The 18,885-nt window shown below is 37.9% G+C and carries 27 protein-coding genes; 4 read left to right on the forward strand and 23 right to left on the reverse strand.

Annotated elements, in window-relative coordinates; all coding sequences use genetic code 11:
- Positions 1-54 precede the first annotated feature (54 nt).
- The 6 genes from ACP3VS_RS22985 to ACP3VS_RS23010 all read right to left on the reverse strand — a co-directional run bounded on the left by ACP3VS_RS22985 (position 55) and on the right by ACP3VS_RS23010 (position 3,636).
- Entirely contained in the window at positions 55-543 is a 489-nt protein-coding gene (locus ACP3VS_RS22985; RefSeq protein WP_196243867.1) for a CueP family metal-binding protein, read from the reverse strand.
- A 267-nt stretch (positions 544-810) separates the two neighbouring features.
- Positions 811-1,644: a GNAT family N-acetyltransferase gene (locus ACP3VS_RS22990; RefSeq protein WP_036215788.1), complete on the reverse strand. Its 834-nt coding sequence runs from the start codon at positions 1,642-1,644 to the stop codon at positions 811-813.
- Positions 1,645-2,050: 406 nt separating this feature from the next.
- The gene (locus ACP3VS_RS22995) at positions 2,051-2,206 is read right to left on the reverse strand and encodes a hypothetical protein (protein ID WP_012294129.1); all 156 of its coding nucleotides are present in this window, start codon (positions 2,204-2,206) and stop codon (positions 2,051-2,053) included.
- A 157-nt stretch (positions 2,207-2,363) separates the two neighbouring features.
- Positions 2,364-2,534: a hypothetical protein gene (locus ACP3VS_RS23000; protein WP_171821086.1), complete on the reverse strand. Its 171-nt coding sequence runs from the start codon at positions 2,532-2,534 to the stop codon at positions 2,364-2,366.
- Between the two features lie 14 nt (positions 2,535-2,548).
- Positions 2,549-3,169 carry an NAD(P)-dependent oxidoreductase gene (locus ACP3VS_RS23005; protein WP_036166231.1) on the reverse strand — a complete coding sequence of 207 codons (621 nt, stop codon included), beginning with the start codon at positions 3,167-3,169 and terminating at the stop codon, positions 2,549-2,551.
- An 80-nt stretch (positions 3,170-3,249) separates the two neighbouring features.
- Positions 3,250-3,636, reverse strand: coding sequence for a hypothetical protein (locus tag ACP3VS_RS23010; protein ID WP_281486540.1), 387 nt, complete (start codon positions 3,634-3,636; stop codon positions 3,250-3,252).
- Positions 3,637-3,835: 199 nt separating this feature from the next.
- Between ACP3VS_RS23010 and ACP3VS_RS23015 the strand changes: the two genes are divergently transcribed.
- Positions 3,836-4,204, forward strand: a complete 369-nt coding sequence (locus ACP3VS_RS23015; RefSeq protein ID WP_031419906.1) for a hypothetical protein — start codon at positions 3,836-3,838, stop codon at positions 4,202-4,204.
- An 89-nt stretch (positions 4,205-4,293) separates the two neighbouring features.
- On the opposite strand, the gene ACP3VS_RS23020 is transcribed toward ACP3VS_RS23015, so the two are convergent.
- Positions 4,294-4,593 carry a hypothetical protein gene (locus tag ACP3VS_RS23020; RefSeq protein WP_012294124.1) on the reverse strand — a complete coding sequence of 100 codons (300 nt, stop codon included), beginning with the start codon at positions 4,591-4,593 and terminating at the stop codon, positions 4,294-4,296.
- Positions 4,594-4,754: 161 nt separating this feature from the next.
- Complete coding sequence (locus ACP3VS_RS23025; RefSeq protein WP_012294123.1) at positions 4,755-4,955, reverse strand: hypothetical protein; 201 nt, start codon at positions 4,953-4,955, stop codon at positions 4,755-4,757.
- A 75-nt stretch (positions 4,956-5,030) separates the two neighbouring features.
- On the opposite strand from ACP3VS_RS23025, the gene ACP3VS_RS23030 reads away from it, so the two are divergent.
- Positions 5,031-5,327, forward strand: coding sequence for a hypothetical protein (locus ACP3VS_RS23030; protein WP_031419903.1), 297 nt, complete (start codon positions 5,031-5,033; stop codon positions 5,325-5,327).
- Between the two features lie 6 nt (positions 5,328-5,333).
- Here ACP3VS_RS23030 and ACP3VS_RS23035 read toward each other — a convergent pair whose 3' ends face one another.
- Genes ACP3VS_RS23035 through ACP3VS_RS23045 form a run of 3 tightly spaced genes read right to left on the reverse strand, consistent with a single transcriptional unit; the run spans position 5,334 to position 7,203 of the window.
- Entirely contained in the window at positions 5,334-6,017 is a 684-nt protein-coding gene (locus tag ACP3VS_RS23035) for a DUF1963 domain-containing protein (RefSeq protein ID WP_426390113.1), read from the reverse strand.
- Positions 6,007-6,582 (reverse strand): DNA-3-methyladenine glycosylase I, encoded by a 576-nt coding sequence (locus tag ACP3VS_RS23040; RefSeq protein ID WP_031419900.1) that lies wholly within the window; start codon positions 6,580-6,582, stop codon positions 6,007-6,009. Before ACP3VS_RS23040 ends, ACP3VS_RS23035 begins: the two co-directional genes overlap by 11 nt.
- A 24-nt stretch (positions 6,583-6,606) precedes the next feature.
- Complete coding sequence (locus ACP3VS_RS23045; protein ID WP_012294119.1) at positions 6,607-7,203, reverse strand: class I SAM-dependent methyltransferase; 597 nt, start codon at positions 7,201-7,203, stop codon at positions 6,607-6,609.
- Between the two features lie 167 nt (positions 7,204-7,370).
- On the opposite strand from ACP3VS_RS23045, the gene aac(6') reads away from it, so the two are divergent.
- The gene (gene aac(6') / locus ACP3VS_RS23050) at positions 7,371-7,805 is read left to right on the forward strand and encodes an aminoglycoside 6'-N-acetyltransferase (protein WP_012294118.1); all 435 of its coding nucleotides are present in this window, start codon (positions 7,371-7,373) and stop codon (positions 7,803-7,805) included.
- A 68-nt stretch (positions 7,806-7,873) separates the two neighbouring features.
- On the opposite strand, the gene ACP3VS_RS23055 is transcribed toward aac(6'), so the two are convergent.
- The 5 genes from ACP3VS_RS23055 to ACP3VS_RS23075 all read right to left on the reverse strand — a co-directional run bounded on the left by ACP3VS_RS23055 (position 7,874) and on the right by ACP3VS_RS23075 (position 13,606).
- Positions 7,874-8,065 carry a hypothetical protein gene (locus ACP3VS_RS23055; RefSeq protein ID WP_012294117.1) on the reverse strand — a complete coding sequence of 64 codons (192 nt, stop codon included), beginning with the start codon at positions 8,063-8,065 and terminating at the stop codon, positions 7,874-7,876.
- A 451-nt stretch (positions 8,066-8,516) separates the two neighbouring features.
- The gene (locus ACP3VS_RS23060; protein ID WP_426390116.1) at positions 8,517-10,076 is read right to left on the reverse strand and encodes a right-handed parallel beta-helix repeat-containing protein; all 1,560 of its coding nucleotides are present in this window, start codon (positions 10,074-10,076) and stop codon (positions 8,517-8,519) included.
- A 232-nt stretch (positions 10,077-10,308) separates the two neighbouring features.
- Positions 10,309-11,253 carry a hypothetical protein gene (locus tag ACP3VS_RS23065; RefSeq protein ID WP_426390117.1) on the reverse strand — a complete coding sequence of 315 codons (945 nt, stop codon included), beginning with the start codon at positions 11,251-11,253 and terminating at the stop codon, positions 10,309-10,311.
- A 72-nt stretch (positions 11,254-11,325) separates the two neighbouring features.
- On the reverse strand, positions 11,326-13,008 hold the full coding sequence (locus ACP3VS_RS23070; protein ID WP_426390119.1) for a methyl-accepting chemotaxis protein: 1,683 nt from the start codon (positions 13,006-13,008) through the stop codon (positions 11,326-11,328).
- Between the two features lie 160 nt (positions 13,009-13,168).
- On the reverse strand, positions 13,169-13,606 hold the full coding sequence (locus ACP3VS_RS23075) for a hypothetical protein (protein WP_426390121.1): 438 nt from the start codon (positions 13,604-13,606) through the stop codon (positions 13,169-13,171).
- Between the two features lie 240 nt (positions 13,607-13,846).
- Here ACP3VS_RS23075 and ACP3VS_RS23080 point away from each other — a divergent pair, with 240 nt between their 5' ends.
- Positions 13,847-13,999, forward strand: coding sequence for a hypothetical protein (locus ACP3VS_RS23080; protein WP_155273022.1), 153 nt, complete (start codon positions 13,847-13,849; stop codon positions 13,997-13,999).
- A 37-nt stretch (positions 14,000-14,036) separates the two neighbouring features.
- Here ACP3VS_RS23080 and ACP3VS_RS23085 read toward each other — a convergent pair whose 3' ends face one another.
- The 7 genes from ACP3VS_RS23085 to ACP3VS_RS23115 all read right to left on the reverse strand — a co-directional run bounded on the left by ACP3VS_RS23085 (position 14,037) and on the right by ACP3VS_RS23115 (position 18,873).
- The gene (locus ACP3VS_RS23085) at positions 14,037-14,306 is read right to left on the reverse strand and encodes a GNAT family N-acetyltransferase (protein WP_012294109.1); all 270 of its coding nucleotides are present in this window, start codon (positions 14,304-14,306) and stop codon (positions 14,037-14,039) included.
- Positions 14,307-14,321: 15 nt separating this feature from the next.
- Positions 14,322-14,528, reverse strand: a complete 207-nt coding sequence (locus ACP3VS_RS23090) for a (4Fe-4S)-binding protein (protein WP_343225176.1) — start codon at positions 14,526-14,528, stop codon at positions 14,322-14,324.
- Positions 14,529-14,832: 304 nt separating this feature from the next.
- Complete coding sequence (locus ACP3VS_RS23095; protein WP_426390124.1) at positions 14,833-15,588, reverse strand: alpha/beta hydrolase; 756 nt, start codon at positions 15,586-15,588, stop codon at positions 14,833-14,835.
- 113 nt (positions 15,589-15,701) lie between these two features.
- Positions 15,702-16,226 carry a tubby C-terminal domain-like protein gene (locus tag ACP3VS_RS23100; protein WP_036161405.1) on the reverse strand — a complete coding sequence of 175 codons (525 nt, stop codon included), beginning with the start codon at positions 16,224-16,226 and terminating at the stop codon, positions 15,702-15,704.
- Positions 16,227-16,425: 199 nt separating this feature from the next.
- A complete protein-coding gene (locus tag ACP3VS_RS23105; RefSeq protein ID WP_036161404.1) occupies positions 16,426-17,142 on the reverse strand; it encodes a toast rack family protein in 717 nt (238 codons plus the stop codon).
- A 109-nt stretch (positions 17,143-17,251) separates the two neighbouring features.
- A complete protein-coding gene (locus ACP3VS_RS23110) occupies positions 17,252-17,635 on the reverse strand; it encodes an SRPBCC domain-containing protein (protein ID WP_012294103.1) in 384 nt (127 codons plus the stop codon).
- Positions 17,636-17,664: 29 nt separating this feature from the next.
- A complete protein-coding gene (locus tag ACP3VS_RS23115; RefSeq protein WP_036215746.1) occupies positions 17,665-18,873 on the reverse strand; it encodes an MFS transporter in 1,209 nt (402 codons plus the stop codon).
- Positions 18,874-18,885 lie beyond the last annotated feature (12 nt).

Genomic DNA, 18,885 nt, shown 5'->3' on the forward strand with positions numbered 1-18,885 from the left:
CGACACGCACGGCTTTCTATATAACATTACAAACATTATTTAATTTGTAACAATTTATAAAGAATTTGTTACCGTTTTGCCTTTGTGCTCCATTTTTATGTTATACGTTTGGTCACGAGGTAGCCATAAATCAATAAATCCATTTGCTAGAGTTTTCATGGTTTCGTCCACTAGCACATTACCTTTTGAGTCTTCAATATAGACAGCTATATCCTTATTAGCCAGTTCTCCTTGGCACCCCGTCAAGCTATGGTTAGTACAAGGGTGAGTTTCATTTATGTAAGGAGCTACAGAAACAAAAAATTCGTCTTCTGGCAAAGCATATGCTGACTCAATTCCTTCTTTATCAGTTACAATCAGCTGGTTTGATGTGATTGAAGCAGATTCGTCTTTAGTTTTGTCCCCGCTATATTCATTCACCAACTCCTTAATATTTTGCATCTCCACTTCTTTTCTAGGATTATCGTCATTAGTACTCTCTCCATTGCAAGCACCTAGGACAACCGTAGTAAGTAAAGTTACAGCAAAAGCTTTTAATTTCATTTTATTCACCTCTAATTTCTTCATTCTTTCTACTTTGTAAAACGCTGACGATTTATACTATAAACTATAAATAAGAAGAAATTGTGCAGAGGAAAAATACATACATTACAAACAGATTTTATTTATTTGAGTATTGGTGACTGCAATCCATTCCAATGAAATAAACGTGATCATGTTGCTGATTATAGGATAGTTTTTTCAAAGTTACAGCAGAAAAATAATTTTCTAAATTTTTAATATTATATACTTTTAAAGAGTATCTCATAATCATTTCCATTCAAACTCCAATGTTTTTAGTTTTGACTCAAATTCAAAGCCCAATTTTTTTGCTAAACGTTTAGATTCAAGGTTTGTTTCCATCGTTGACCATTGGGGTACTAGTCCATTTTTTATACAATCATCTAAATATGCTGAACATACTAAAGTTGCTAATCCTTTATTCATGTGTTTCTCGTCGTATGTTTCAACACTAATTTCATGCTTATTCTCGTGTACACAGCAAGAAAAACATGCACTTACTATTTTATTATCCCTTAGGATACAATATCCCAGTCCATGAGTATTAAAGTCTTCAATTGAATACCAAACCTCTTCTAATACGTCAGAAAGAATTCCATCTGGGTCGTTCTTAATGACTTCGGTATCAATTTTTTTTATTAGATAATTATCCGGTAAAGGTTTGTATTGCTCTTTTAAGGCAACGAAAGCCTTAGGATTGAATTGATAATACAACTCATAATCTGGTTCGTATTCTTTATCAGCAATAACATTTTCTACTACTTGTTCCCATATCTCATCTTTTATGACTGCAATAAACCAGGTTCCACCACACGATTCATAAGTATCCATTTTTAATTCATTATCAAGAAAATCTCGTAAAGAATCAATAAACTGTTGATTAGTCGCATTCCCAATAAAAATACTGCTTATTCCTGTTACATCTATTAGTGCTGTATTGGGTTCTTGCAGATTGTCTACATAAATTGTCCCTCTGTTCATACCATTAATTATGGAATTTAATGTTAAATCATTCTTCTGATCAGGTGTTTGTAGTAACCTTTTTATTTTGTAGTAGTCTCTTTTATCCAATTTATAAATCATAAAACAGCTCAGCTCCTTTCATAATCCGATAAAATATTTGTTTGTATTTAAATTCCTATAGTTTTTTTAGAAAAAACTGCTTTATACAGGCAGCTATGAAATGGCGTAGCGATGATGCATTTTCAATCTTACTGATTTTATTTTTTTATCTGTACGAAAGAACTATAGGGTAAAATCCTTAATCAAATAATTATCCAGCATGAAATAGCCCCTTCTAGCTCTTTTCATTTTAAACGTTCTGATGTAATATTTAATATTTTACCATTTTATAACTTTTTATAAAGTAAAGCTAATAACTGCACGTTTTGATTCACCAATAAATGAGGGAACTTTTTCCTGAATTGATTACTTCGGGGCAGGACTAAGCTTTACTATTAATGATGCAAACCCATAATAAAAAAAGACGTCAGGTAGACGCCCTTAAAGTTTGATCGATATCCTCTATCAACCTATCCACTTGTTCCTTTGTTATCTTTATGACATATAGCTCTGTCTTTTCGTTTCCATCTTGATTGGTTAGGTGTTCAGGATATTGATAGTGGTTTGATATCTCTTTGCCCATACAATCACCTCTTTAATGATATATATTCGACATAAAGTATAGCAAACCTTCAATAAAAAGGAAAATATCCATTTACTTTCTCACCCTATAAGCATAAGTATCCGCTATTCCTATTAAAACCCTGTCCATTGAAGGAATCCATTACTTAACAAAGCTATTACTTCCCCATTTTCGCAATTTTTTTTAGATAAAACACCCCAATAGACAGAAGAAGGATACCATATACTTTTACCATCATATTTCGAATGGCAGCATCCATCGTTGTATTTAGCAGAGCAAGCCCAATACATGTAATGAGCAGGCCAATGAGCATGTGAATGATTCTCATTTTTTACCCTCCTTTTAATAGGCGAGCCCTACTCGCGTTTTAACGAATTCCTTACTAAAGATTTGTTGGTAGGCAAAGTAGGCTGTATCGGCTACTGATATTTCACTACCGCCTTCAGGTAAAAAATTACGCTCCACTCGATAGGTTCCTGTAAATGATCCATCTGGTAAATAGGTTGGACAAACAATCGTCCAATCGACATTGGAAACGTGTAATTGTTCAAAAACGTACTGATGCTCCTTAGCAGCAAACGTAGATTTTCGTTTGGATTCCGTTGATTGATAACGAAGAATTGTTGGCGACACTCGACTTTGTAAAATACCCGCAGTGCCAATCGTAATAATTCTCTTTATCTTTTGTTGCTCCATAACCTCAAGTATGAGCGAAATACTAGTAGATAAAGTATCATTCCCATCTGTATTTAATGCACTTACTACTACATCCACATTCACCATAGCCTGTTCGAGATCGTTCTTATTTAAGACATTTCCCTGAAAGATATGTAATTTCTTATTGTCCATCTGTAATTTATGGGGATCACGGACAAATGTCGTTACTTCGTGTTGATCTTTTAACGCGAACTCAACAATTTGTCTTCCTACACGTCCAGTTGCACCCAAAACTAATATTTTCATAGACCTTCACCTCTTCATTCCATTATAACATGCCCCTTCTATGCAAAAGAGACACATGCAATATGTGTCTCCCGCTTTCCTTATTTTGTTTCTAATAGCTGAACATTCACTATAAATGCTCCCATATTCTCTTCTTTGGCCAGCTCATGGATAATCGTTTGAATCTCACTTTCTGTGCTTTTTTCTATTTCATTACCATCGTGTAATTGGATGGTGATGATTTGATGGTTAGGGGAATCTACCAAATAGCCTACTGTACTATCTGGTGAATAACCTGCCTTTCGTACTGCTTGTATAATCTTTTGTGTAAAATTAGTCTCTTGTAATTTTTCACTAAACTCTTCCGCATAGGTCGGAGAAGGAGAGAAACTTACGGCTATTGGTGAAGGCTGTTTTTCTACAATCAGCCATGATATCACTACTATAGCGAACATCAGTAAAAAGAAACCTTGTAGTATTCTCTTCATACACTCGCTCCCTTTCACCTTTATATTAACAGGCAGAAATCTAGTATTCCCCCCTAAAAACGGTTAGTTATGTACGACAAAGTTTCCATTTTTCTATTCCAAGGGCAAATTACCAAGAACTCTATTTAATTTTTCATAGATTAGATGTGTAAGGGTTGCGCGACCAATACTAAAAATTAACCATAAAGGAGATTAAAAGATGCAAGATTGTAGATTTAATCATTATATGAATTGGGGTCAACAAAAAGACGAAGCAAAAAAGTGCTGTGAGAAAAAATGTAAGCATACGTGTAAATGCGAACACAAGGAAGAAAAATGCCCTGAGAAAGATTGCTGTGAGAAAAACGAATGTAAAGGCTGTATTTGCCATCAATTAGAATGTCTGCCTATTGGCACACTTGTAGACGTCGTGTTAGCAGGTGGTTTTAGCTTAGCTGATGTCTTTTTCATTAGCCTAGATCCTAAAACGTGCTGTGCTACATTCTTAGAAGTAGCAGATGTAGGAGCTTCTCCGATTATCATAGATTGCCAACAAATTATTCTAATACGAAGAAGCACAATTGCTTAAAGAATTCTGGAATTGATATTTTCTAATATATGTAAACGGACTATTTATTTGATCTTCTGCCAGGTTGAATCCTGGCAGAATTTATAGGCTTATTCATTAATAATTACTTTCACAATGGGCTCAAGTTTTCCTCGATAAACATCGCCCAAATAATCCACTTCCACTACGACTACTCTTGGCTCAAAACGCTGGATACACTCAATCAAACGTTTGGTGTTCATTTTTTTCATACGTTGGAAGAGTTTACGAATATCTGACCGAATGCTCCATTCCCGTTGCGGGCAAGAGACCGTAAACGTCGATAAAATAAATGCTACATTTTGTAAAATACCTTCCACTCCCGTAGCTTTTCCATTCACATTACTTAATGCCGTTACTTGATGTGTCATGCTATCAACCTTTCTTCTACGTTCATACTGAAGTTTGTTCTCTTGAAAAAGAGCACTTTGTTATTTATGCTTGTTAGTCAATATTTATGAACGTTACTTTGTTTGTACCCCAAAAACTTTTGGAATAAACAAATACTTAGCTGATAGGTATGCTTTAAAGTTTAGCGAGTAAATGCATAATAGAGGACGTAGAGCCAGCTAAAGCATCCATGGATGATTGCCCATATGATGGAATGATGGACACTCCATGAAATCGTAATCGCCAAAACAGAACCAAAGCCTATGCCATTCTTGACGACTGTTTTATGCTCCATTTTCTTCACCTTCTTTATTTTTTTCATCTCCCCATCTTGCCATCTCACCTTATTCCCCTCCTCTATATCTTTGGTTTATGTACCAGCTAACAAGGGCATCCTGAGAAAAAAGGATGTGTGTGGATGAACGTCTTCATAATGGTTACTATCATTGTCATACCTGCTCTCATGGTCTATCTTCAGCAAAAAAGTGATAAAATGCGCCTTGTTTTCAATGCGTTAGGTGTCGTATCAGCTATTCTTTTTGGCTATATTGCCGCTACTTCTATAGCGCAGATTATTCGTGAGGATGTGGTCTTTATGACAACGATTCACGCTGTTTTCTTAAATCCTATTTTTCTAATGTCAGGCGCGTATCTAGGCTTATTTTTCATTCAATACATGATTGCTATCACAATACATTTTTGGGCTAAGCCTTAAAGAATGTTAATAAAAATCACAATAGACGCGCCATGTCTGTTCGTTTGGATTATAAAAGAAATAAAAATTGCCATTATCCACAATATTCAGTTGTGCCTTGGCATCTGAGGCAATCTGGAAGACAAAAGGTGTGTCTTCTCCAAAATCATAACCACTTTGACAAAAGGTCGGGTAGCCACCAATTTTGTGTTGCGGATACAGATCTTCGAGGATATCGTCAAAATAATTGAGACCCTTTTCATGCTCCAATCTTAGTATGTCCTCTTCAATTTGTGCAGGAATACCCCCGCCATCCCATACTGGATAATCATTGTGAATAAACTCTGCCTGCAGAGGAAAGGCTCGAATACGCTCATGCTGCCATTCCCGCTGTACTAGGTTTTCTAAAGTGGTGTAGGCTCTTATTTTAAAAAAGTTGCTCAAATCATCCTCCATGAGATGTTCGAAAATATTCTCATGGACAAATAGCGTTACCAATTGAAATGGCTGTAAAGCAGGAGGAACATAGGGCAAATCTTTCAAAAATAATGTAGCAAGCGGTTGAAAATTGGAGGGTCGATCCTCCTCTAGTAAAGACCATCCCACATAGCCAATCCAACTTTCTAAAAGCTCATGGGTTGGACGGAAGCCACCCGTCTGGAATATGGTCGCTTGCTTGGCTAGCTGAGATTGGATATGTTTAATGCTCATGCGCAAGCTCCTGTTGTCGACAGCAGCAATCCGTTATATGATCATTGACCATACCAACTGCCTGCATAAATGAATAACAAATAGTACTTCCTACAAATTTAAAGCCGTCCTTCTTCAATTGCTTACTCATCCGATCACTACGATCTGTTGTCACTGGTACCTCTGCCATAGATGGCCATTCATTTACAATTGGTTGGTGATCGACAAATCCCCAAATATATTCAGAAAACGAGCCATATTTTTCTTGTATTTGTAGAAAAGCTTTAGCATTCGTCACAACGCTAGCGATTTTTAATTTATTGCGCACAATACGTGTGTCTTGCTGTAATGCCAAAAGCTTGTCCTCTGAATAAAGGATAATTTTTTTAGCCTCGAATTGATCAAATGCCTCTCGATAGCCCTCTCGCTTTTGTAAAATGGTCCACCAGCTAAGTCCTGCCTGTGCCCCCTCCAAACAAAGCATTTCGAATAAATGCTGATCATCATAGACGGGTACTCCCCATTCTTTGTCATGATAATCTACATACAACGGCTGATCTAGCTTGACCCACGAACATCTTTTCATCGAAAAACCTCCTATGCTTATGTATTATTTTATGGCCGTAATACATAGCCATCCTTTACTTGTCTTTTCACTTATATATACCGTTTGGAAACCGGTTTTTTTCAATAAATCCTTCATAGCTGCTGGTGTTTGGAATGCTTCCATATGGTAATTCATTTTGTAGAGCTCCGCAATGACAATAAATTTTCCTCCATTTTTTAATACCCTCCATACTTCCCCAACATCGTGCTCCAATGATGGCCAAAAATAATGGGTTTGAAAAGCTGTAATTGCATCAAAGAATTGGTCCTCATATGGAATTTGAGACACACTTGCCTCCTTAACAATGATGCTGCCACTTGCGACATTCGCTTCATTCATTTTGATGGATTCCTTTACTGCCTGTGCAGAAATATCAATCCCATAAATTATACCATTGGGATTCAATTTCGATAAAATTCCGAGTGTTTTCCCTCCGCCACAGCCAATATCTAACACACGGTCCCCATCATTGATGGCACCTTGCCGGATAAACCAACTATTCATGCCACGATGAGTGATATTCATGATACGTAGCATCCATGAACCCATCCATCCTTTTGGATTTTTTGCCTGTTCAATTAACGATTGTAATAATGACATATCGGTTCCCCTCTCATCAAAATCGATGTGGATTTTATCCTTTTTTTACATGTATACCCTGTATATAATGATAGAAAGCACATCAACGACAGAAACTCTTACTAGTTTGTACGTACAAAAAAGATTTTTGTTTCGTTTTCGGAATGAATAGGATGGAGGAACTTTGAATGATTCAACAAGCAGAGCAACAGGATGCCCTGGCAGCTGCGACATTAGCTTTATTGCTGTGGCCTAATCATACAGTAGAGGAATTTACTGAAAGCATGACACATTTATTGAAGGATGACAATGCAGCTATTTTCTTAGCCTACGACCATGACAAGGCGATTGGCTTTGCCCAGTGTCAGCTGAGAACAGATTATGTAGAGGGTACGGACTCTAGTCCAGTCGGCTATTTAGAAGGATTATTCGTCATGGATAACTATCGACAGCAAGGCTATGCTAGACAGCTTGTAGCACATTGTGAACAATGGGCCAAGCATATGGGATGCTCAGAATTTGCAAGTGATTGTGAATGGGACAATACCGAAAGTTTACAAGTACATTTACAGCTCGGGTTTACGGAAGCGAATCGAATCATTTGTTTTACAAAAAAATTATAAAAAATGTGATAAAAAAATCACAAGTGCTTCGAATCCTGCACTTGTGATTTTTGCATCTATATATATGGTTAATTTAAATATGTATGGTTAGAAATATTACGTTCGCGCTCATCGATTATTAAATGGATCAGTAATGCAAGCTGTTGTTCTATGCGCATATTGTTTAGTTGTAAGATATCAGCAATCGCACTTTTATGCTTCTCTGCTAATTCAATTTCCTCTAACTTTAAAAGAATTTCCTCTTTTGTCAGCCCAAACATCTCTTATCACCCCCACTCCTTTTTATTATTATTTTAAACAAATTACACACACTTCACAAATAACATATAATCATCTTATATATGAACCATTTTTACTAATTATAGGCTAATTCACCGAAACTAATCAATCTATTATCTAAAATTTCTTACTATTTTTTTTACATCAATTCCAAACTTTATTATTCCAAAAATAACATTTACAAGAAAATATACCATTTTACTTCTTATTTTTTTGGAAAATTGCAGTAATTGAAAAGAAGTTGTCTATACCATTATAAAAATAATCAGTCAGTTTGTCGAATTATAGAGTTTTCGCTGCCTATTTATCTCATCGTTTTTGACCCAAACATATTACTTTACCCATAAATATAAAGTTGAAACCTTCTGATGCCTGCCATAAAAAAAGTAATTTCAAAATTGAAACTACTTGTCTTAGTTGTATAATCGGTTATTAAATTATTTTTTTAATATCATGTTTCAGCATTTTTATATGGTTCTCTTCATTTGTTTGAACCATCTCTATTTGTGATACTCTTGAAGCTGTGTCTCGATGCCAAGTTGTTGTCTGAACATGCTTTTGCACATATAACTGACTGTTTTCCTGTACCACCGCTGGAGCCTTCACTGCACTTAAATCTGTATCACGTATTTCTAATAAAGATCGATTGGACAGAGCTAAAAATGGGCGTGCTGCTTCGCCTACTTTGCAATGTTCAATACGTCCCATTGAACGATCAGACCATATCATCGCATACGTGCTATCCTGGCAGTCTTTGAAATGGCTATTGGCTACTTCAAAAATGGCGTCAATACACGTAATCCCGTTATTTTGCATTTGTTCAAACGTACAATGCTGTGTAAACAAACGGGCATTGTTCAAATATACATGTTGCTTTTCCAGCTCTCGAATGTTTGTATGGTGAAGCATAATTTTGGCATGCTCATTGCCATAAATACCACCTGATTGCCCAAATTGAATAGTCGTTTGATGGAGCTGTAGCCCACTTGCATCCACAATGATATGAAATTGCTGATGGTTTTGGATTTGACATTCGGTCATCGAAACATCAGCTTCATCTACGATGGTCATACCAACAGCCATTCCATTACGTACATGGCATTTGCGAAACTCTGCCTTGCTATTCTCTATCAGCATTTGTGCTTTTACATGACGGTTAAACTGACAATCGTAGAATTGAGCTTCAGTTTTTTCTCCCAGGTACAGCCCGAGTCCTTGGCCATCTGAAAATATAGAATCAGATACCATTACCTCACTACGGTGGACAATCATATTCGTGTCATGATGATTCTTAATCTCACAGCCATCCATACGTAAAATCGTATCATCAAAAAGCTGTATACCAACCCCCTGTCCTTGGTGAATAAGGCAATTGGTGATTGCCAGCTCACTAGACGCCGCTACAATTTGCTCCTTTTCATGACCATGAACTTCACAATCCTCCATTACCATCTTCACATGGCGAATCGCAAAAATACCATGTTTTTTCCCTTCGAGTAGCAGACAATTGCTTAATGTCATTTCACAATTTTGTGCAATAATTTGAGCTTTCACATGATGCTCAAGTGTTGTATCAACGAGAATAACACTGGAACCATTAGCAACACGCAGACCAAAATGATTGAGCGATGTAGCAAGCACAGCACAATTTTTCATCAGTAAACTACCATAGCTGACCATAATCTGTGTGCGAATCAATTGCTCCTCTATAATACAATTTTCTAACTGAAGATCTCCTTTCACATAGAGCCCCTGTCCTTGACGAAAACGTAAATTGCGCATATCTACATGGGTCTGGTAGCGAATAAAAACACCACCTTTAATTGTAACATTGCCAACTCCATACAATGTCAGCCGCTTGGAAATATCCAAGCTTTCCTCATAAATACCATCTCGAATTTCTATCATATCCCCAGGCATAGCCTCTTCAATTGCCTGCCCAATGCTTTGGTACCGATGCATAATACTTCTCTTTACTACAAGTGTTGCCATTTACACACTCCTCAGCCTAAAAATGATCGTACCCTATTTATATACCGAACAGGCTTGTAGTTATTCAATTTTGTGTAAAATTACTGGAATATACGTGGATTCACTTATGATGATTGAAGATTGTATGACGGTTTATGCTAGGGAATGGCACATCAGCACGCTTCCATACCTGAAATGAAATCGAAAAAACCAACAAAGAATGGGCATCCTTGTTGGTTCTTATTACTTTCCATTATTTTTTTCTTTTCACAAAAACAAAGGCGAAGATAGCTGCCAGCACTACTAGGATGGCAATGACCCACACAGTGCTTGTGTTAGAGGATGTTGTCTCATCAGTTTGCTGCTTTTCTCTTGGTGTGGCATTGGATGTTTGTACTTCTTTTGTATCATCTTCAGCTACCTGAGCAGAGCTGATTTGCACATATTGAAGTGTGGCTGCATTCGAAGTTTGGGCATCATGACTATCTCCATGACCTTCTTCATGATTACCCTGTCCTTCTTGATCGCCGCCATGTCCATGATGGTGATCGCCAGCTGTTGTAAAAATAGAACGCTCTAGCTGTTGACCTACCCAGCTTTTAGCATCCGTTGAATCGGCAAAAATGCGAGGGTGGCCTGACAGCATATATGTTTTACCGTTGATGATGATGCCAGTTTCATCACCTGACACGATATCTTCAATAGTGCCAGTTGGACCTTCAGCAAAACCACCCATTTGAAGAAGCGTATGTCCGCCCATGTCATCATCTAGGTGTTCCGTTAAGAAGGAAATATACTCCTCCTTCGTCATTGTTGCATCAGGGTTCTCTAATTCGAGTTTATGATGAAAAAGTGCTGTATTTATTTCCTTGTATGTAAGGTCGCCCTCCAAGGAAGAAATGTATTCTTCTTTTTGTGCTGCTTGTGCTAATTCATCCACTGTTGCTCCTTCAAGTCCAAAGAAGCCACCTACCCAGCTTGCAAAATCTTTGCGTGATAAGTTGTCAGTTGGGTTTAAGGCCATATCTTTGCCATTATACCCAAGGAGCCCGATACTATGTAACACCATAATGTCCTGAATAGTTGAGGTTGTTTCAGGGACATCCGTAAATAGTGTACTTTTATCCATCGTATGGGCGTAGGCAGCAGGTGCCATGAATAAAGTACTCATTAGTAATAAAAGTAAATATTTTCTCAAAATGATTCCACCTTCCAATACATTAGTATACAGCGTAAATGTGATGGAAGTTTGAAATTAAGGGACATATCGTTACAGTTTAAATCGTCGTATTAGACTATTTAATTGCTCGGCCATCTCTGCTAAATACTCGGAACTATGTTTAATTTCCTCCATAGAGCTAGCGGCCTGTTCGATGGTGGCTGTTGTTTCCTGTATGCCTGCCGCTGACTGTTCAGAAATAGCAGCCATTTCGTCTACGGATTTATTAATCGTGTCAGTATTGTGAACGACATCATCTAGCTCGGAGGACGTTTGTTCAATATTTGTAGCAATGGCCTCTATTGCGTCAGCAATATGATGAAACGTTGCATTAGTAGTCGTAATTTGCATTGTCCCTTTCTCTACTTCGCCATAGCCTTGTTCAAGAGAAGCGGTCACTCTATTGGAATCATCCTGAATGTTTCGCACAATATTCGTTATATCTCCTACAGAAAATGACACTTGCTCAGCCAACTTTCGTACCTCATCGGCAACTACAGCAAACCCTTTTCCTTGTTCTCCCGCTCGGGCTGCTTCAATCGCTGCATTCAATGCTAGTAAATTCGTTTGTGAGGCAATGGATTGAATGACAGTGACAAGCTTAGAGATTTCTTGTGTTTGCTTGCTTAATCCATCAACCTGGTCTACCGCATCCTTCACAATACGTTGAATTGCTCCCATCTGCTTCGTAGAGGAGGACATTAAGTCACGTCCTTCTTTTGCTAAAGCTTTGACATCCTGAGAATAGTGCTGGACGTCTTTATTGCTTTGATGAACGGCAGTTACTTTTCCAGCAAAATCGTTCATGGAGGTAGCAATAGCTGTCGTATGACTGGCCAGCTCTTCCGTTCCACCTGCAATTTCTGTCATCGTATTGACGATTTGCTCGGTGCCTGTCTTTACTTCAGTTGTAGATTGCAATAGCTCCTCACTCTGGGTAGCTACATCATTTGATACCGTTTGAATATGCTGTAATAAGCGATTTAATATATCCGCCATCGTATTGGTTGCTGCCATGAGTTGGCCCACTTCATCTTTTGATTGAATCTTTAATGGGGGACCGCTTAAATCGCCATTCGTCATTTGTTGCAGCCGCTCCGTCAATGTAATAATGGGTCTTGATATACCACGAGCACTCAGTAACTCAACAATAATTGCAATGACAAAGATGAGTATACCTACGACGATGCCAATTAGCTGCTTATTTTGGCCGGCAACCATCACGTCGGCTCCTACCTCATTAATAGCTTGCTTGCGTTGTTTGGCTAGATCTTCATAGCCTTCACGAATGGTCGTTGCTGTTGCATCCATTTTCGTCATGTTTTGGATAGCGAGCTTTGCGTTGCCCTGGTCATAAATAGCAAATACTTGTTGTTCAATATAGCGATTCCATTCCTTCGCCATTTCTGCAAGTTTGCTGAAATCTTCAGAGCTTGTTAAGGCTAATCGCTGTTTTTCATTACTCGCCGCGCGCGCTACATTATCTTGAAAAATAGTTTTATACTTTTCATTGCCAGACAATACATAGCCTCTAGCCGCAGCTATTCTTAAATCAATGGTTTGCGCTTGCTCGTAATCTATAGTCAATAATTGTAATTCTTGCGAAACCATTTGTTCTGTCGCATTGTTACTTTGCTGAATGGCAAAATAATTGTACACGATATATAACGCCATTATTGTAATGACAATGCTAAAGGAAAAAACAATTCTTCTACTAATTGTTTTGAATGACATGTGCAAAAACTCCTTATTTTCCGAATCTATTCCATAAAAAGTAATCTACCATTTTAACAGAAAGATTGGTGACTTTAGGAATTTTTGCTATATTTCCAGAAATAACTTAGTCTTTTTTGTGTATTTTATAGCATCTTTCGACATGAGTAATTTGTCCTAATCAATCCCAAGCATGAAACATTACATCTCCAATAGTTTGACTTTTAAAATAGGCAATGTTCTTCCATTCCATAGGAGATAAACTATGCAAGGCTCGGTCCTTTTCCAGTAAAGTATTCAGCGTTACCGCTTCCAAACATTTTCGCATAGGAAAATATTTGTGAAGCTGAGGCCTCGATAAAAAGGTAAAGCTAAGTTCTTTATCCGAATTTGCAAAAGCAATATATGGCATCCACCGATGGTGAAGAATGGTCAGCGTCTTTCCATCTAATTCCACTACTGCTTGCATATAGACAAAATGCGATTGATCGATAAAATGTCGTACTTTCGCTCGCTGTTCACTTGTTGCTAAATGATATACCATCGATTGAAACATGCGCATATCCTGTTCGATTAAATGGTCGGCATCAAAGCCGGTAATTCCTTTCGTTAATCGCATCCAATCACTCCTTCATGTTTGTCACTCTATAGACCTTCTATTTCGAATAGTCATACTCCTCCCAGCATACTTACTTTGTTTCGTGAGAAGAAAAGAGTATTTTTAGCAGTCCTACTATTAATTAGTAAAATAATTATCGAAAACTAAATTGGTTTCTTGTTTTTGTATTACTCATCATTTAGCGTAACAGGAAATTATTGCATTTATTGTGTATAATTGAAATAAAAGTGAGGTGAGGATTTGTCAAATCTTCAATTTTTAATGCTGATGTTTATTTTATTAATGGGGATTGTTAGTTTAATTAAGGTTTATCAGATTAAGCAAGAGTCCATCATCAAGCTAAAGGAGCTCGAAGTGGAACTTGAAAAAATTAAGTTGGAAAGAGAAAAATAAAAACGCACCCCTAAGTTTTGGGGTGCGACGATTTGATTTAGCCTACTAGTTCTTGATATTCTGGATGCTTTTCGAACTCTGCTTTTGCGAACGGACATAATGGGATAACTTGTAGTTTTTCTTTTTTCGCATATTCAACAGCTGCTTTGACCAATTGCTGTCCAACATTTTGGCCCCTTAGATGTTCGGCTACATGTGTATGGTCGAGAATGATTCGACTATCTCCTACACGTACAAAATGCACCTCTGCTTCACTATTATCCTCGTTTCCGATATAAAATGATTGGTGACCTTGTTTAATTTCCATGGTATGATGCTCCTTTTATCTTTTATATTTTAATGCGCCACTTGGACATCGATTGATAACTTCTACTACATTTTTGACAGCTGCTTGATCCGGTGCGATCCAAGGCTTTGCTTTAACATTAAACACCTCTGGCAAGCCCTTTACACATTCAGCTGCATGCTGACACATGTCTTTATCGAAAAAAACCGTTATCTCTTCTCCTCTATACTCACGGTAACCCATACCTAACACACCCCTCATTTTTCTTTTTTCATTACCCCAAATGATGGTCTAATAATCCATCAAATAGTATATTTTTCTTTAGCGATATATACAGCTAGACCTACATCTAAAATGTTTATTATTCAATTGGTGTTAATCTTTCTTCAATTTTTAAATTAGGGCTTGTCAAATCGCGAAAACATTCTTGTGTTTGTCTTGAGATATGTTACGAATTTATATATCTCGAATTAATTTATCTCTAATTCGAGATAATGATAACATAATTTACTATTGGTCGTCAATCTCCCTACCAGTAAGCTCTTCACTATAAAAAACTCATGATTTCCTGAAGGATTTTATCCTGCTCACGACCAAAAGTCATTAAATGCTTGGAGTTTTCAAAGCCCCTTTTGTGTTTCCTAGCAGAATGAACACGCTGATAGATTGTGTCAGCACTATACGCGTATAAGTCCTCGTCTCTTTTGCCGTAGAAAATAGCAATTGGAATCGTGATTTTCTCAAGCTGCTGCATCGTTTCTATAATAAAATGCTGAAATGCAATCATCGCGTCCAATGGCATATCACTAAACGGCTTCATCTCATCTGTAACTTGAGACGCTGATTTACCCTCGATATGTTTATAATTATAAGCATAGTCAATGATTCTTTGTTTTAGTTGTGCTGGCTCCTTATTAATCGGTACCGATAAGACAATGATTTGCTGTAGCTTTTTTAATTGTGCAAGTTTCAATGTAAATACACCACCGATGGATAAGCCGATAACGGAAATTGTTTGATAGCCTTCATCCAGCAAAAATTGGTGCGCTTTCAACACATCCTGCCACCAGTCCTCAACTTCGTACTGTACTAACAGTTCTGGCTTCTGGCCGTGTCCTCTGTATAGAGGTACATAACATGTATAGCCCTTTTCGTGTAGCTTCGTCGCCACTTTCTTCATATCTCTTGTATGGCTTGTGAAGGAATGTAAAAGTAATACCGCGTGTTCATTTCCTTTCAAGTATATTTCTTTAGCCGGTAAAATAGTAAGCACAACATCAGAACCTTTCTTCACGTTCATCATAATAGAAGGTAGCCTCTTTAAGGCTACCTTCTTGTTGTATTTATAGCATAATGGAATGACATATGCCACTAATCTTGGCGTGCCCTATTTTATCATGCCGAATAAGCATAATGTTAGGCTCCCACAAATAATACAGCCTGTCCAATGGCAATAAAAAAGGCTTCATGCTGAATAGGACTGTTATCTTCAATTTGAAGTGTAATGTCAAAATGGGTTTCGCAGAAAGTCGCTTGCCAACGTGCGATCGGCTCCTCATTCCATGTAAAGATCGACCAGTCTTCCATTTCTTTACTGAGCTTAATTTGCTGCTCTCCATCTGTAATAACTAAATCAGGAATCATTATTTGCCAACCGTCATAGGCAATCATATAGTCCTTCCCCGTCACAAAATCCTTGCCTCGGAAATGTACACGACCACGTCGAGATACCTTTTTACAACTAAATAGTGGCTGACCAGTATGATCTTGGACGTCAAAACGTACAAAATAACGGAAGTCCATCGTCTTATCAAATGCTTTTTTTAGAGCATTAGAATAAACACGTTGAACCGTTGATGATGTCTCTCCTGATTCATTTAAAATCGATACCACCTCTGTAGAATCAATTTCCATTGGCTGTTTATATGTATAGGTTTTCAATCGACTCGCTCCTTCAAAACAATTGCTTCCTTAAAACTAACATAAAACAAGCACCCAATTCAAAGAATGTAAGCGTCAGATTGTGCAGTATCATACATTTACCTTTCTCAAGTTCAAATGCTTCCTGTTCAATGCTTAGCATCATCTTATAACATACAAAAGTAGACTACCGCTTTACTAGTAGTCTACTGCATTTTCTTTATTTATCTAATTTAAACGTAATATCTCCTAAGCCTATTTCTGATTTGATTTCCAGTACAACATCCGCCTTATCATATGCTTCATTGACATAGACACCTTTGCCCTTCGAAATGAGACCCTCAATATTGGATGAACCTATGCCCTTTTCTGTTGTTAATTTGACACCAACCTTTGAAGGGACAATGACTGTCGTTTGACCTACCCCAGTTTCAATACTTGCATTAAAGCTTTTTTTCCAATCGCCACCTAAATTGACAGTGAGATCACCGACACCCGCTTCAATATCTAGTTTTTCTAGCTGCAGTCCCTGTAAATCAAGATTGGCTAAGGAAGCCCCAGTTTCTACCGTCAAATCCATCGGGATATCGTCATTTAATTGGATGTCCCAAGTATTTTTAATATTGGAGATGCCTAGCTTCGTCGAGCCTTTATGTTTTATTTCTACTTCCCCTGTATCGCCACTTACATCATAATTAACTTGAGGGGCTAGCTTCTTAATATTATAGTCCGCTTTGCCCTCAACCCACTCCTTGGCGCCACCAGTTAGATTCATTTCGCCGACACCTAAATCAATAGCTACCTCTAATGTCTTGGCTTTATCCTTTTCTACTAAAATGGTTTCTTCTTGCATTTTGCTCGGCAAAAACGAAAAGCACCCTGATAAGACGAAAACTGATGTGCCCAATACGACACCTAACCCAACTAATTTCTTCAATTTAATTTCCTCCCGCTATATATTCTACCAATAATTTCATTATATAGGAGTGGAACATATAAAATACGACCTTGCGCTTGAAATTCATCTAAGACCTGAGACGTAGTCGTTACGATAAGTGCGGAAAATCACCACCCTCTAGCAATGCTTTTAGATTAGCAAGAGGCGCATCATAGCCCTGCATATTGAAGCTAACTGTTGTGCCATTGTCCTTTACTGCTAACGATATCGCGATGACCGTTTCTGGAACTTCCAAGTAAAATGAAAAAATCTCCTGTTTTTTGACCTGCTGAATCGTTAACTGCATTGGCAATGGATCGGCTAGCTGATTATGGTCATTAGGCATTAAAGTAAAGATCATCTTTTCTCCTGCAGCTAGTTTAGGGATGTTCCAAGTAGAGCCTGGCGCATACCATTGAGAGAGGTATTGCTCCTCGGTTACTGCTTGCCATACATTTTCTACTGCTGCATGAATCCAAATTGAGCTACCCATCCGCAACACATCCATTTCCTATTTTTCCATTATTTTACCGAACCTTGTGATGAGAGGCTACTATTGGTTGTTCTCGATAAATAAAACGCTCCCACAATAACCATCATAGCTACTATATCCAATGCCATCTGATGACTTGAAAATATGGAAACGAGTAAACCGTAGATAGACGGAGCCAAAACAATAAAGAATTGATTGATCGTTAAAGCGGCACTCACAGTAAGCCCCACAGATTGAGGATCGGACTGCTCCGTTACACTCGCTATATATAAGGAATACCAGCCAAGGGCGAAAAAGCCCATTACACAGCAAAATAAAATCATTAAGCTCTTAGCATGTAAAACAACAGGCATACAAGCGACCATTACAAATGTGGCAAGCATAACGATGATTAGTAAGTGCTCGCGCTTCTGAGCAAAGTATCGGTCACTCAGCCAAGCAAGAGCAATTCTTCCTACCATTCCTCCAAGCAAGACCAAACTCAAATACTTTCCTGCTGCTGTTAATGAATAGCCACCCTCCTGATGTAAATAACTCATCAAATGGGCGATGAGGATCATCTGTAAGGACATCATCACAATGCCCACAAAAAAAATGGGATAGAGTGCTCGATTGTCTTTAATAGCCTTCATCTTTTCTTTAAACGGTATCGGTGTTGCTACAGAAGATTTATGCTGTTTTGGCTCCTGATACATCAATAAAAATAATAAACCGCCACCGATTGCTACGAAACCTTGTGCCCCATGCACAGCTGTCAGATGGATGTGATGATATAAATAGGTAAGTATGAAGGAAGCGAGAGCCCCTCCGATGGGAATTCCCGTTTGGCGAATTCCAATCGCTAAACCTCGATGCTCGTTAGGAAACCATTTTACGATGGCTGTACTACCTCCTGTTTGGGCACTACCGTACCAAAAACCAACAACTATTAATACGACTAGCAATGTCGTATAATGATTCACAGGAATTAAGAGGAACGTACAGAGGCCCAGTAAAATAGAGCCCCATCCAATCAGCCGTTTTTCTCCTTTTTTATCCATGAGATAGCCAAAGAAAAGCATCGAGAAAATCGGTCCAATATTCACGGCAGAAACAATTAATCCTGTTTGGAATGACGTTAAGTGCCATTCCATTTGATAAAAGGCGGCGACGGGCCCCATCCCGTATGTGACAAAGGTTGAAGCCGTTTGCGAAAGCGTAGCCACCAGTAAAATGATCCATTTGTAATAGGTATGCATGTAAATCCTCCA

Origin of the sequence: Lysinibacillus sp. VIII_CA (assembly GCF_049943995.1) — a bacterium.
In the GTDB taxonomy this organism is placed as follows: Bacteria; Bacillota; Bacilli; order Bacillales_A; family Planococcaceae; genus Lysinibacillus; species Lysinibacillus pinottii.